The sequence below is a fragment of the Shewanella sp. SM71 genome (assembly GCF_025653905.1).
In the GTDB taxonomy this organism is placed as follows: domain Bacteria; phylum Pseudomonadota; class Gammaproteobacteria; order Enterobacterales; family Shewanellaceae; genus Shewanella; species Shewanella oncorhynchi.
In genome coordinates, this window is record NZ_JAKKRW010000017.1 from 87,835 (window position 1) to 103,036 (window position 15,202).

Below are 15,202 nucleotides of genomic sequence, written 5' to 3' on the forward strand. Positions count from 1 at the left end.
TAACGAGGCCACCGTCTTGCTCTAATGCCTCTAGTTTGCACCTGAGGACACCATAGCCCTTTCCGGCCTTTGGCGGACTCTTTCCTACGGCTGTGACACGAACGCTCAGTTGGTTAGGAAGGGTAACTGGACGATGCCAGCGGACACTCTCCATACCTGATACTCCTGTCATGGAGGTGTGGACGAGAAAACCATCGACAACGATAGAAGCCGTTAACGAGAGGGTATGCAAGCCGCTACACTTACCGATTACATCGAGCACTCCCTGGAGCAGTTATCTTACGTTAACTTCGATATAAATAGCCCTCCCCCCCCTGAAGGCCAAACTTAGCTAGAGGTAAATTACCGGATGCTTATAGTTAGACTACGACTCCTTACGACACTAAGCCTTAGTGCCACAAGCTTTTAAGTAGCCATCGATAACACTCACGCCAATTTGACGTTCTGAAAAACATTCAAGCTGTAATTTTGTCAGGCTGTGCCGTCATTTGTACCGTAACTTAGGTAGCTAACATATTTTGGTGTAATGACATGAATTCTTTGTACTCATCACAACAGCTAGAAAGGTGACTAGCAGTGCCATCACCAATGATCTTTCCCTTCGACATAAACAGTACTCGGTCCGCATTCGCAATCGTATTTAGGCGATGCGCTATGGTCAAAGTTAGAGAACCGTGGCTGGCCGCTGCAATTGCGCTTTGGATTTGATGTTCATTCTTCACATCAAGTGAATTGGTGGCCTCATCGAGCAGTAACACATCTGCGCTTTTGTACAAGGCTCGCGCCAATGACAATCGCTGTTTCTCACCACCAGACAACTTGTTTGCACCATCACCAACTGTTGTATTCCATGCGTGAGGTAAGCGATTAATAAAATCTAGACATTCCGCTTTTCGAGCCGCTGTTTCAATTTTGCTTGAAAAATTGACCTCTTTCCCGAACGATATATTTTCAAGAATCGTTCCATCTAAAATAAAATGCTCTTGCAGCACAACCGAAAATCGTTCGCGGAGCATTGCACTAGATAGATCATTAATATTAACGCCGTTTACCAAAATCTCACCGGATGTCGGCAAATAGATTTTTAGTAGCAATTTGAATAAGGTTGACTTTCCTGCCCCAGAGTTACCAATTAGTGCGATATTTTCACCAATAGTAAAAGTTACAGATACATCGTCTAATGCTTTTTCAGTTGTATTCGGATAGGTAAAAGAGACATTATGGAACGCAATACTAACGACATTTTCAATAGGCGAAAGAAGGCTCTCCAGGCGAGTAGCTTGAGCGGACATAAGAAGTTTATTGATACGAGCCATCGAACTTTGCGTCCGTTTATACTTGGCAAAAACTCCACTTATTGATGCAAAAGACATGGCAACCATAAGCAGCACACCCATAAAGGAAGTTAATTCGCCAATAGTCATGATTTGAAAGTTAACGAGCTCAAGGCCATATAATGCTATAGAAGCCAATCCACCAAATACCATCAAAATCAATAAACTAGACATCAAGGATTCGATACGTAAGAGGTAAGTGCTTTTCACCAAAGATAAATTGACATTGCCGTTGAATTTGTGTGTTAGGGTTGCCTCAGCATTAAAACATTTAATAACTTCTAAAGATTGAATACTTTGCGTAATTGCGCTACTCATGCGGTCATTAACTTCTTGCACATCTCTCGCATACAAACCAATTTTTTTACCGGTCAGTAATAATACAGCAAGCGCAATCGGACAGATCAATAAAGAGCACAGTAGTAACTTCCAGCTCATCATTGCCATCATGACAATGCCGACAACAATCGTCAGTCCACCACGAAGAATCTGCGACAATGAGCTACCGTAAAACTGTTTAATCACCATGGTGTCATTAGTTAACAGTGAAACGTAAAATCCGGTTTCTTTTTCACTTAAGACATAATAAGGCATCCGCATGATTTGTGCGTATAGGTCAGCTTGCAATCGACACCGAACCCGTTCTCCCAATAGCTCCATAGTGTACTTTCGTAAGCCAGTACACACACCAAGCAACACCAGAATACCTAAACTAACAGGATATATATCAATAACGTATTGATATGAGCCACTTTCAACCAGCTCTCCAAAATGGACGAAAACAAATAAGGATAGTAATGAAGAGCTAATGATGAATAGCAGCCCTACGACAAGAATCACATACTGACGTTCAAGTAAACTGATGGTCGTAACTTGCTTGCTATACATCTACAGCTCCTTTGAGCATATTGTTCAAATACCACTGAAACCAAGACTGGGTACCTTGTTCAAACTGGCTAAGTCGACCAGAAGGGTATGGTTTACTCATCGCACTACTGCCTACATTCAAGTAGGCACCGATATCCTCCCCGGCTATGTGTTCAATTGAACTTCTTAATTGCGGCAATCTCACGCTCATAGCCTCATCGGCAATAATCTCTGGAAGGCCCAAAATATGGTAATGAGCACGGGTATAGAGTCGCTCTACAATCTCGAGCTCTATCCAGATAACAAAATCTGGCGTCAAACCGATCAGCAGCATCGGATACAACTGAAAGTTACAAGTATTTGCAGCAGTATTTTTAAGATTGAACCGGGGTTGGGGAAAAAAAGTCCGTTCAGCATCAAAGGAGGGATAATTTGAAGCATTAAATTGTTCAGTGGCTCGCCAGTGGCTCCGCTTAAAATCAATACTATCGTATATAGAATCTTTGTGCGTCCCTATCACATGATAAGATTCGCCAAAATTATCGATAACACTCTTCCAGTTGAACGCTCCTTCGAAAGTAATTTTGTCAGCTAAGGGGACCAACTCAGATAAACGGTAATCCTGCAATTCGGCATTGACACTGTCGGTATTAAACATCTCGATATCGGCATCACCAGATAAGTTGACAAAAATCCAGCCTTGCCAAACCAAGCAGCCGTATCGATGCAACCCTTGGCAGTCTTTTTTCTCCATAAACGGCGCGCCAATTAAACTCCCATCAATCGAGAATTTCCAAGCATGGTATGGACAACGATGATGCTTGCCGACGCCGACGCCATCGGCAATCACTGCACCTCGGTGGGGGCATATGGCAGAATATGAATAAAACTGATTAGCCTTATCTAACGCAATAATCACTTTATGATTGAGTATATTATAAGTTTTATAAGAGTAAGCCGTTTCAAAATCACTCACTCTAGCCAACGCTACCCAGTGCTTCTCCAAATAGGCTGTTTCCAGCTCAAATACATTTGTGTCAAAGTAGAATCGACGATCTAAAGCGTACCCTGATTTTAGCCGTTGTTTAGCTGTTTTAAGCCAATCCATAATTTTACCCATTTATACATAGAGACAAAAAAAGGAGAGGTACGCTCTCCTTAGCAACTAAACAGTTAGTGTCGAATTATTGCTCGAATTGGTGACCCCAAGTCCAGTTAGTAATCTCGTGCTTAGGCAGATTTTTCATTCTTTCTAACGACTGACAAGTTAGGACAAGCTTAGCATCTGATTTAACTAAACCAGCAAGTAATTTCGCTTGAGACAGTTGTTGTTCAATATTTTGATCACTTAACGTTTCGTTATTTTTTTCAATAGTTAACATAGTATTTCCTTTTTATTTAGTGTAATTCCCTAACAGACTACCTGTGAGAATTATGGTATACAGAAACTAAGGACGTGATAGCCCAAACTCTCTATATTTTTGCTCCATCAAGTTAAACAGAGGCGCGACTCCACAGCACAAATATTCATCCTCTTCCTTGAATTTATTCTTAAGGTTAACAAGACGATCATGCGGGCATCCCCCTTGACATAGGTGATACCAATTGCACTGTTTCATGCGTGTTTGTGCCGACTCAGCTTCCTGTAAGCCGACTTGATGGTAATCTGATTTATCTAGTAATTGCCCGAGTCCTACTTTGGTGACATCACCGTGTCGAGAGTCTTTATCTCCGACATACTTGTCGCACGGTGCGATCACACCATTTGACTCCAAGGTAAAGATTTCCGTTGAACAATTACCGCTCCAATAACAATTTGTCGTTGTAGTCTCTCGCTGTTCAATAACGTCAAGCAAATCAGTAAAAATGCGCACGGTAATCGTCTCTCTATAATGCGCAAACCACTCTTGGTAGATTTCGCACAGAAAGACAATAAAATCGTCGTAATTCACAAACGCTTTTCCTAAGGTGCAAGGCGCCTGACTGTTATCGGGAACTAAGTTAAGAAAATCAATATTATAAAAACCAATTTCATCAAAATATTGTAATAGCTTGGCTGCAGGTATGGCTCTAACTTTTTCATCCACCACGACCAATCCACCAAAACTAATACCATGCGCTCTCAATTGACTTATGCCATGCGCGACCTTGGCCGATGTGCCTTTGCCATGTCGATCGAGTCGGCGGAGGTCATGAACTTCTGGAGGGCCATCAATACTAATGCCAATGCCCACTTTGGCTAAAGATAAAAACTCCAACCACTCTTCAGTCAGCATGGTTGCATTTGTCTGCAAAGAATTACCAATCGTGATCCCAGGACGTCTAAATTGTTGTTGCAGCCAGATAAGCTTCTTGAAATAACTCGGCGGAAGCATGGTGACTTCACCACCATGCCAAACAAAATCGTACCTAGTCACACCCTCTATGTTTAATAGGTTCTTAATCGATTCTGCTTGTGTTCTAAAACTCATAACATTACCAGGCCCTTCAGCCCAAGCATTGCAATAAGTACAGCGTAAATTACATAAACGAGTAGCTTTAACCACGACTACGGCCTTACCTGCACCGGTACTGTCCGACCGAATAGGCTTACTCGCCACATCGTAAAAAATCGCTAATTCATCTGCGTTTAAAATCGACTCAGGGGTTTGCAACCCAATTAGCTCCGCCGCCGCCTGTGATTGAGGCAATTTACTTAATAAGTCAAACAGCTCCACCGTTGAGTCTGATAAACGATGCGAAAGCGCATCATCCACAACTTGCTTAGCATCATAAGTCGGCTCAGTGACATCTATTACATCGATTCTTTTCATGTCCTTATGCATTATTGTGTTCCTAGTTACTTTCTAATAGTGACTTTATATTTTTGTTATTACTAAGAATTTGAACTGTCGGTAGAACAATAGACAACAGTGACGTAACCATAGTTAGCAATGCTGTCGTCATAATAATTGAAGGCTCAATTAGCACTGCTTTACTAGCAAAATTAAAACCTAACATTGACAATAGAACCGTTGTTAACAAGCCAAAAACTAATCCGTAAATTACCGGATTTGAATATTGAGTTACCGAGTCAACAATAAGCGCTTTATCACTTGCTCCCAAGGAGAGCTTTAACCCTAGTTCTCTTGATTTTGCATGCACATTAAATTTAGTCAAACCGTATAACCCTGAAAAAGAAATAACTAATGTTATCAACAACAAAGAATTGAAGAGCACGCTTCCAACAACATACGGAGCACGAATTTCAGCATACTCGTTGTCCAATGAGGTGAGCGTAATATTCAATAGTTCTGGATGGCGTTCATCAATAGTGGAACGTAAGCTCGCCTGCTGCTCAGTGTCGCCATTAGATCGAAATAGAATCACAACATCTTCTTGCGTATTACTTTGCTTTTCGTCGGCATTGTATGGTACATATGCCTGATTATTCATGACGCTAGCTACCCCAGCGGTATCCATTAATCCTGGGTTCTGTATGTCTTCCATTACGCCAATAATTTCGAAATCTTTTTCTAAAGCAGTAATTTCAACAAACTGACCTAAACCATTACCATCTGGAAAAAGGTAGCCAGCTAAAGATTGGCTAATAATCACTTTCGCTGCCGCATTCAATCGATCATTTTCAGAGAAAAATTCGCCGTCTATTAATGTTAACCCCGCTACGCTCTGATAGCTGTCGCTTACTGCAATGGGGTTTACTTGACTAAGGAAATGGCCTTGAAGATCTTTAACATCGGTTGTGAATATCCCCGTATCCAAAGGTCGCTGATTGGTAAATGCACTATGTTTAATCCCTTGGTCAATAAGAATTTGTTGAATGCTACTCACTAAGTTGTTCATATAGCCTGGTTTAGCACTATCTGCTTCCCGAGCTTTGACTTCAATCTGATAGACATCCTCCAAAGCAAAACTGGGCTCCATAAGCACTCGCTTATTAAATTCAAATGAGAACTTAACAAAAATAATCAACAACAACGTTCCCAGCATCACCTGACAGAACACAATAGCATTACGGGTACGGCTGGAAAGTAAGGCCCCAGCGCCTTTCGTTGCAGTATTAAGTGAGGAATAGATATTATTTACACGCAGAGTTTTCATCACTGAAAGCTGGAAAGTTAAACAGATCAGTACTGAGGTAATCAGGTAAGCAGCAATCAAGCCTGCATCTAGCCCTAACGTGTTCGCTCCCGCTAGAAAGTCGCTTGAGAAATGTTTAAAGCCGTTAAGTAAGCCCGCAGATAACAATATCGCGATAACCGAAGAAAATAGCGTTAACAGCAAAATTTCACTGAACAATAATCGTGCAACATCATTTTGGGTTGCGCCCAACGCCTGGCGGATCAGCATCTGGTGTTTGGCCTTCGCTGCATTAGCAATATACAACGAAGCTAAATTAACCATAGTCAATACCACAAAAAAGATCGCACACAGCCCGATACCAAGAATGATGTTTTTACTATCTTTTACAATAAGGTCTTTCAATAATGTCGCTTTTCCGTCAATTTGAATGAACGGCGGTAGCCCCTTACGACCAATATCTTTCATCTCTTTATTAAGTTGTTCGTTGAGTACCGCTAAATCGCTATTCTTCGGAATGGCCAGTAGCGACATTTCACTGCCAAACTCCGGAATCTTATAGAAGTTTTTCCCACTGGCAGAAGTGGGCAACCAAACGTTAATAGGCTTTTCAGAAAGGTTCCACGGTGTGTCGATGTCCTGCACAATACCTACCACGCGGAAAAACTCTTCATTGAGTTGTATTTGGTCTCCCACTTTTATGGGTGATTTACGCAACTCAGATTGAGCAAATGACTCACTGACAACCGCAACTAGGTTTTTCTTCCCTGGAACAAAGTCATCCTGGAAAGCTGAGCCGTGTTGAAATTCAAAAGACAGCATTTCAAAATAGCTCGGTGTGACATATCCGACGGGAAGGGAGGTTTTACCGCTACGGTCCACAGTAGTACGTTGATCCAATATATGTAGTGCCGTGAGATCCAATAGTGGCGACGTTTCAATAATTTCTCTTGAGATGCCGGGAGAATTACCATTCATCGTGGCGTCGGGAAGATGAACCGCTGTCTCTATCGCTACAATGCTTTCTGCTTTCGGATATGGGAGTGGTTTTATCAGAGCATTATCTACTAACGCCATGACACTAAAAGTAAAAGCCAAGACAATTGACAGTGTAGCGACAAAAGCCGCGGTAAAGTGTTTTTCTCGACGTAAGCGCACAAACGCATGTCGAAAATCCATCATAATATTGTTCATCTAAACCCCAATCTAGTTCAAAAGACAGCCATCTTTCATGGTGTATCGCGTTTTCGAATAAGCCGCACAGTGCTCATCATGCGTTACCATTATTATGGTTAATCCTTCCTCGTTAAGTTGTTTCAACAATGTCATGACAATCTCAGAGTTCTCTGAATCTAAGTTGCCCGTTGCTTCGTCTACCAACAGCACTTTGGGGTTGGCTATCAACGCTCTAGCAATAGCTACTCGCTGTTGCTGACCTCCGGAGAGTTGATTCGGATAATGGTTGATTCTGCTGTCCAAATTGAATTTGCGTAACCATTGCTTAGCATCCTTCTCAGCATCCCTGCGGACGTTCTTCGCATACCTTAACGGTAGCAACACATTTTCTAGTACCGTAAGTTCATCGATAAGATGAAATGATTGGAATATTAGGCCAAAAAAACTACTTCTTAAATTGGCCTTTTCTTTTCTACTTAGCTCACCAAGATTGCTTTGCTTACTGACATAACTACCCGAATCAAATTCATCTAGCATTCCAAGTATAGAAAGTAATGTCGACTTACCTCCTCCCGATGGACCACATATAGAAATAAAGTCGCCCTCTTTCACCGCTAAACTAATATCGTTAAGAGCAAGCGTATTAAGGGTCTTTGTTTGATAGCTTTTATTTATATTTTTAAGTTCTAATAAATTGTTCATTGTTAGTCCAAATTCAATGTGGGTTGGTAGTCAAAATTTTCGGGTAGTATAGCCACTAGTTTGTCGCCAAAAATAACGCCTGACTTAACCTCGTGGTAGCCATCATACTGTTCACCAAATATAATATTCTTTAAACTTGCGACTTTTTCATCACTTGATACAACGTAAAAAGCATGTAGCCCTTGTTTACTCGCCCCTTTTCCTTGAGGTAGTTTGACAACCAGCATTTCTTCTGGCTCTCCAATGGAGATTTCACCTGATATTTTTAGATCATTCCGTGCATTATTGGGATACGGTTTATTAAGTTTTAATTGAACCAGAACTGTACCATCAGATACTTTAGAAAAAATACGTTCAACCTGACCATTGATACGCCCACTACCTGTATTAACAATCCCCTCTGCGTTAATTAACACATTAGAAGCTTCATCTTGTGGAACATATAAATCTGCTACAAGCTCCGTATTTGTACTAATTGTCGCTATTTTTCCGCCAACAGCTACTGTCTGCCCCTGCTCAATATTAAGCTCAGTAACATTGCCATCCATTTCAGCTTTAACAACTAACTTATTTTTAATCGCTTGTATTGACTGCAAAGAATAATTTTCTTGCTGAACAAGTTTTTCTTGGGCGACTTCTTTTTGTCGGTGGGCCAATTTCATTTGCTCTAACAGGTAGTCTTCTCGCTCAAATCGATTAGTCAGCAGCTTAACTTTGAGACTTGCCTGTTTCGCTTCCAACTCTGATACAGCTTTGGTTTCAAATAGTTTTTTATAAATGACATCAATCATTTTGGCTTCTTCTAACTCGATAGCAATATCATTAATGGTCGACTCTTTTCTAAGGGCCTCTAAACGATTGTTGGCCTGAGTTTCAGATAGCTGCAGTTTTGACCTTTCGTAACTCAATTTTGCTGTATTAAGGTCCCTATCAAGTTCGGAACTCGCTAATACGGCAATAATTTCACCTTTACTAACCTGCTCTCCTTGCTTTATTAATACCTCTTCAACCACCGAAATAACCTCTCCGGTTAAAAAATGATTCCGCAGAGGCCTTAGCTTTCCATAACCACTCACAGTCTTTTGAATGAACTTATTTTCAACATAAGTGTAGGTATAAGAGTCAGTTTCAGTGTGATTAACACTGCCATAATAAAAAACTATGTAAGCTAACATTACGAAAAAACCTAATATCAAAATGATATTTTTACGGATGAGGTGTTTTATTTTTCGGTTTTCCCCACTTAAGACACTATCCACTCAAGACCCCATTTAAAATAACAACACAAGATATTAATATGCGCTAATGTACATAGGACAAAGTGATGCGTCAACTCGATATGGTTTAATTGATATGTAGAGTCAATGGATATCGCGACAATATCATCATCACTTATTCCCTCGCGACGCTTAAAACAAGGAGTGGTTAACCCAAGCGTATTTAAGCGCTTTTAGAGCAGAGTATATTCAGGGCATCGGAGGTGAGGCTTGCCAAATAAGACGAGTAAACCTTTGATAAATCCATGTACTTAGCGTAACGGTAACTTAAATTGCTGGTCACTTGCCAAGTGGTGATATATCGGTGTCGGACGTCCAGGGTGATTGATATAAACACATAACTCTTTCCACCATATCTTAAAAATGGCGTTGTTGCCTAAATCAATCTTAGGTATGACCTGATCTAGTAATAGTGGACACTTTGCTAAGCACTATTTTTTAATTTAATTTAAAGTTTTCTGGGCTCAAATACCGTTCGTCTCATTTGATCACGTGTCATGAGTGGCTCATCTTGCAGGGCGCTGAAGAATCCCCTGATGATTTTCAGATAAATCATTAAATTAGAGTGAACTTGCACCTTAACGTGTGATCAGATGGAAGTGCGAACAAACATCAATCACAGGGCATTAAGGTGCAAGTGTTAACTATCTTACATCAATCTCTCTATCAACATTGTCCAGAAATCCATCAAAAGCGACTGAATACACTCATGGTTGCTTGCCGAGCACTTATCAACGCGGATTGTCTCACCCTCACGCATTTAGGGCGGCACATTGATGGCACCAGCACTCATACTAAACACTCAATAAAACGCATGGATAGATTGTTGGGCAACCCGCACCTTCACCATGAAAGACTGGCTGTTTATCAGTGGCATGCAAAGTGGCTGCTAACAGCACATACGATGCCGACCATACTGGTGGATTGGTCGGATATGCGTGAAGGTCGTGAACTGATTGCACTACGCGCCTCTATTGCTATCAAGGGCCGCTCAATCACGCTCTACGAGCGAACATTTCCGTTAATCCAGCAAGGGACTCAAACCGCCCATAATCAGTTTCTGAATGAACTCCATAAAGTCTTACCTGACAACATTACCCCGCTGATAGTCACTGACGCTGGCTTTCGTAATCCATGGTTTCGCAAAGTTGAGCAGCTCGGTTGGTATTGGCTGGGTCGTGTCAGAGGATTAAGTGTCTATCGGCCGCCCCCCTTCGGTCGCCAATTTTCGCTAAAAGCGCTTTATCCCAAAGCCAGTCGTCGCGCAAAACATGTTGGACGGGTGGCGTTATCGGTAAAGAAACCCTTGTTATGCGAGATGGTATTGTTCAGGGCTCCAAGTAAAGGCAGAAAAGGTCAGCGAAGTACGACAACAGACTGTCACCATACGGCGCAATGGACGTATGAACTGACCGCCAAAGAGCCTTGGGCACTGGTGACCAACTTGACCATAGAAGCCATGTCGCCTCAAAAACTGGTTAATATTTACCAAAAACGGATGCAAATAGAAGAAACCTTTAGAGATTTAAAAAGTCCCGCTTATGGCTTTGGTTTACGTCATAGCAGAACACGTTATGCGGCGAGGATGGACATACTGCTATTGATAGCGTTATTGGTGCAACTGGCATTTTGGTGGGTAGGATTATACGGTGAAACACAGCAATTACAGCGGCACTTCCAAGCCAACACGGTAAAGAAAAGGAATGTGCTATCAACAATCAGGATGGGCAAAGAACTGCTGCGACGACGGCATGATTACCCCATATCAGCAGATGATTTGCTTTGTGCTGCGAAGAAACTAGCTGAACTCTCATTAATTCATGGTTGTTGGGGAGGGGATCCTACAGAGCGCAGCGTAGGCAGTCCCGTGGAGGCCACGCTGTTTGTGGCCGGAACGAAATTAAGTAACTTGTTATACGATTTCATAGTATGCAGGTTCTTTAAACTCGAATTCTTTAGATGTTAACCCGCTTACAGACAACTTTTCTTTCGTCTTCGGTATAGTTCCTTGGTCGCCTTCCCAACACGCGAATAAAGCTACTTTTCCGCCTCTCAATTTTAATGCTGCGATAAGATGTGCGAGAGAATAATAATTTTCATGCGCGAGCTCAAACTCTTCTCCTTCAAGCCCATCTTTAAAAAATCCACAGCCGCAGCCTTCGTTACTGCCTGCATATGCAACATTGGGTAAACAGAATTGCTTTTTTACCAGAACATCCTCCGAACCCAAATCAGAAACATAGAACCTTGGAATACGGTCGTTATGTGCCGCTCTAGGGATCTCTATATCACTTGCTATATATAATGCTAGGCACATACTCCCTCACGTATAACATCTTAGTATTTATGCGCTGCGCTGTTTGCAGGGCATAAATCGCTTGTTGGACTTGGCCGCTGCCACATCCATGTCAATTGGTATAAATGATGCTATAGGAATTTGCTTTTTTGCGGTAGCGGTTTTTTATACAGTTTGATGGGTAATCACTTGATATCGTTTTAGCTTTCTCATTCTTTTACGCTCACTTTCGACTGATTATTAACCTTGGTTGACAGCATTTTGGCCTCGAATTACGGCTGAAACTCATACCACATTTTCTCATCTGCGAATGTAATTGCGTTTGGATAACACTGATTAGACCAGAGCCCTGTAGCATTACTAAAATTGAGTCAACATACAGATGTTGAAGTAAGTTGGATGCAACTTTGCTAACAAGGAATGGGGCAAAAGCGTGTTTGCGATAAGATGTTTACCATCATTTCTACCAAGTGAACTTGCAGAGGAAAAGTGACGAAATTAATGGTGTACTGCCTTACATTGAATCTCGATATCTGTAACCTGAAGATTAAATCTATTTCTTCTTAGGCCTGTATGCATTCCTCAAGCTCAGCCCATTGCTTTATTTGAACTCTTAAGACAAACCTGCATTCGTTGTTTTCCTCAAAAGTCACTGAAACACCACCAATGGGTGGCTTTTTGATGATCTTGAATAGATAGGGCTATCTAAAACGTCCTGAAGGCAACCGTAACACCACTAATAGGTAGCTTTTCGATGAATGCTTAGGAGCCGAGTGGTTGCCCACATCAAAAAGCTATCAACAGGTGGCTTTTGAATGACACTAGCCATTTTTCCAAGTGGCCGATTTGTCCAAATTGGGCACTTTGACGTGCCGGGATTTACACACCTAAAGGCCAGAATCTCTCCTGAAATTCATCAATCAGGAGATAACGAATGAAACTTCATCCTCGGCAGTGCCAGCATTGTTCTGGCGCTTCAATTCTCGCAATTCTTGAGACTGCATCGAATTCAAAATCTGTAGAGCAAGCTATCACATCGATCGCCAACAGCCTGATGTGTAGGGCAAGGAAATACCATGAGTATGAGACACGTAAATTGGCAATTTCTTTCCTGCTAATGGCTGAAACAATTCACCCCGCTCTATCGCGCAGGGACCCCATCCCACAAAAAGAAAACTCCGAGCTTCGCCCGGATTTTTCTCCACACCCCACTCACCGCGAGTGGTCTGTCTCATCCGGCGCAGTAGCGCCTTCTGAGGGGACTCCCTGCGCCTCTGCACATGCAGAGTTGCAAGGGAGTTACACACAAGAGAATCAGGGATAAGGGGGACTGCAATGGGAGTTTCTAAGGCGTACCGCGTACAAATATATCCACCGAGACAAGTTCATATTTTGTTGAAGGAATTAGCTAAAGAATCGGGACAAACGGTTAGTAAAACTGCGGTGTCTTTGATCGAGCAGGCGTTAAATAATGACTCAACACTGCACGAAATCAGAAACGTACAAGTGGATCAGAAGGAGATTTATCAGCAGCTAATTAACCTGCTATCGATAAATGTGGCAACCACAGATTTTCTGCTCAAAAAGACCTGCTCAGAGGATGAAATGGCTGAGGCTAAACAGGTCATTTCAGCGCGCACAAATGCTCTGCGTACTCACTTTATTGGAGGGGACGATAATGGCAACAATTAGAAAAGGCCGTATAGGGGATTTTGTTCGCGGAGCGGATACATGGCTTCACAGTCAGCAGATGTTGTTATTCAGCGGAATTTGGATCTTTCTGCCTGGTGTTTTGTTAGCGATTGTCGGTGGTCTGCTATATCTCTGGATAGACGCTGATAAATGTGTCTTGCAAAACGCTAGTACTTATCTTTTGGCACAACTGAAGGGACTAGTTCAACCATTTTCAAGCGTTTCTATTGGAACCTGTATCGCTGTAGATGGGCGAGATTCTTTACCATCATCAGTGGTTATAAATGAACCGCTTTTCCAAGATGCGGCCATTAAGCTTCTCAAGTCCTTTGGATGGGCTTTGACTTTGTTCTTTGTGCTGTACTTGCCTATTGGTATTTATCTAGTTGTTAGAGCAGTTAAAAGAGGTAAGGAGATAAAAGAAGACAAATTTATCCGAGGAGCAAAACTTGTTTCAGCCGAAAAATTGAAAGAAGAAATCGTAAAAAAGCATGGTGCTTCTGATTTAACCCTTGGCGTTTTCCCCCTACCCACAGGATTTTCAAAAAAGCACACTCTGATTAGCGGCACCACGGGAGCCGGTAAATCTACAGCACTAACGCATTTGCTTAAAGCCATTCGTGCTCGTGGTGATCGAGCTGTGGTCTACGATAAAAAGGGCGAATTCGTAGAAATGTTCTATCGGGACGGAGTAGATCACATACTCAATCCGGCTGACAGCCGCTCACACCAGTGGACTCCGTGGGAAGAAATGGCAGGGCCATTCGATGCGGACTGGATAGCTGAGACACTTTTACCTAGTTCTAATAGTAACAGTGGTTCAGAGAAGTTCTTTACATCGGCTGCCAGAGCGATTGTTTCTGCCGCACTTCAAAAGCTATATCTAGACGGACCTAAGTCATTGCTTTCACTTCTTAGGGCGACTGCGTGGAATGATCTTGAGTTACTCAAAGAACTGGTTGAAGGCACTCCCGCAGCGACATATTTCAATGAAGATAACGAGCGAACCCTCGAAAGTATCCGTTCAACAATCGTAGATGGTGTTCGTCCACTTCGCCTATTGAAAGATGAAAATACAAAGGGATTCTTCTCAATCAGAGATTGGATAGCAGAAGGCGATGAATCTGATGCTGATGATAGTTGGTTATTCTTACCTGTACGGGAATCTGAAATAGAGATACAGAAACCTCTTATCTCTACATGGATACAAGCTGCGGCCAAAGGGTTAATGGCGCGTGGGGTTAATAATGAGCGGATTCTTTGGATTGTTGTCGATGAGCTACCAAGTCTTAAAAAAATCCCCGCACTTTCAATGCTAATGGCCGAAGGTCGGAGCTTCGGAGCCGCTGTTGTTTTGGGTATTCAGGAAATAAACCAGCTAGAGGAAGAGTTTGGAAAAAATACCTCTAAAACCATACTTGGCTTGTGCTCCACGCAGCTTCACTTCCGTTTGAATAATGCCGATACTGCGGAATGGGTCTCCAAAGTACTTGGTGAAGCTGAGCGTGAGGAAGTTGATGAAGACTTAAACTACTCCGCCGATGACATTCGAGACGGAGTTCGGGTCAGTTCTAAACGTCAAAACCGAAAAATTGTGCTTCCCAGTGAAATCATGGACCTGCCTGATTTGTCTTGTTTTGCCAAAATTTGGGGCGTGGAGAGTAAAGCCCGTATTGATATTCCTTTCTTGAGACTTCCGAAGATCGCTGACGGTTTTATTCAAGGTGATGAGAATGAGACAGTTGGTATGCGTCTGCTCAATGCTGTACGGCCTTGAA

At 42.2% G+C, this 15,202-nt stretch carries 10 protein-coding genes and 1 pseudogene; 3 read left to right on the top strand and 8 right to left on the bottom strand.

Going from position 1 to position 15,202, the window contains the following annotated elements; all coding sequences use genetic code 11:
- Nucleotides 1-500: 500 nt before the first annotated feature.
- The 7 genes from L5L97_RS16525 to L5L97_RS16555 form a co-directional block, all read right to left on the bottom strand.
- On the bottom strand, nucleotides 501-2,222 hold the full coding sequence (locus L5L97_RS16525) for an ABC transporter ATP-binding protein (RefSeq protein ID WP_218738440.1): 1,722 nt from the start codon (nucleotides 2,220-2,222) through the stop codon (nucleotides 501-503).
- Entirely contained in the window at nucleotides 2,215-3,309 is a 1,095-nt protein-coding gene (locus L5L97_RS16530) for an aromatic ring-hydroxylating oxygenase subunit alpha (protein WP_218738441.1), read from the bottom strand. Before L5L97_RS16530 ends, L5L97_RS16525 begins: the two co-directional genes overlap by 8 nt.
- Before the next feature lie 76 nt (nucleotides 3,310-3,385).
- Nucleotides 3,386-3,583: a hypothetical protein gene (locus tag L5L97_RS16535; RefSeq protein ID WP_218738442.1), complete on the bottom strand. Its 198-nt coding sequence runs from the start codon at nucleotides 3,581-3,583 to the stop codon at nucleotides 3,386-3,388.
- Between the two features lie 66 nt (nucleotides 3,584-3,649).
- A complete protein-coding gene (locus L5L97_RS16540) occupies nucleotides 3,650-5,026 on the bottom strand; it encodes a radical SAM/SPASM domain-containing protein (RefSeq protein ID WP_263141727.1) in 1,377 nt (458 codons plus the stop codon).
- A gap of 10 nt (nucleotides 5,027-5,036) precedes the next feature.
- Entirely contained in the window at nucleotides 5,037-7,475 is a 2,439-nt protein-coding gene (locus L5L97_RS16545; RefSeq protein WP_218738445.1) for an ABC transporter permease, read from the bottom strand.
- 12 nt (nucleotides 7,476-7,487) lie between these two features.
- Nucleotides 7,488-8,159: an ABC transporter ATP-binding protein gene (locus L5L97_RS16550; RefSeq protein ID WP_263141724.1), complete on the bottom strand. Its 672-nt coding sequence runs from the start codon at nucleotides 8,157-8,159 to the stop codon at nucleotides 7,488-7,490.
- Nucleotides 8,160-8,161: 2 nt separating this feature from the next.
- Entirely contained in the window at nucleotides 8,162-9,418 is a 1,257-nt protein-coding gene (locus tag L5L97_RS16555; RefSeq protein ID WP_263141722.1) for an efflux RND transporter periplasmic adaptor subunit, read from the bottom strand.
- 649 nt (nucleotides 9,419-10,067) lie between these two features.
- Between L5L97_RS16555 and L5L97_RS16560 the strand changes: the two are divergent.
- Nucleotides 10,068-11,270: pseudogene (locus L5L97_RS16560) on the top strand (IS4-like element ISSod3 family transposase); the annotation flags it as partial.
- Nucleotides 11,271-11,348: 78 nt separating this feature from the next.
- Here L5L97_RS16560 and L5L97_RS16565 read toward each other — a convergent pair.
- A complete protein-coding gene (locus L5L97_RS16565; protein WP_263182898.1) occupies nucleotides 11,349-11,753 on the bottom strand; it encodes a hypothetical protein in 405 nt (134 codons plus the stop codon).
- Nucleotides 11,754-13,067: 1,314 nt separating this feature from the next.
- On the opposite strand from L5L97_RS16565, the gene L5L97_RS16570 reads away from it, so the two are divergent.
- The gene (locus L5L97_RS16570) at nucleotides 13,068-13,424 is read left to right on the top strand and encodes a hypothetical protein (RefSeq protein WP_071180751.1); all 357 of its coding nucleotides are present in this window, start codon (nucleotides 13,068-13,070) and stop codon (nucleotides 13,422-13,424) included.
- Nucleotides 13,411-15,201 (top strand): type IV secretion system DNA-binding domain-containing protein, encoded by a 1,791-nt coding sequence (locus tag L5L97_RS16575; protein ID WP_263182903.1) that lies wholly within the window; start codon nucleotides 13,411-13,413, stop codon nucleotides 15,199-15,201. Before L5L97_RS16570 ends, L5L97_RS16575 begins: the two co-directional genes overlap by 14 nt.
- The last annotated feature ends 1 nt before the right edge of the window (nucleotide 15,202 follow it).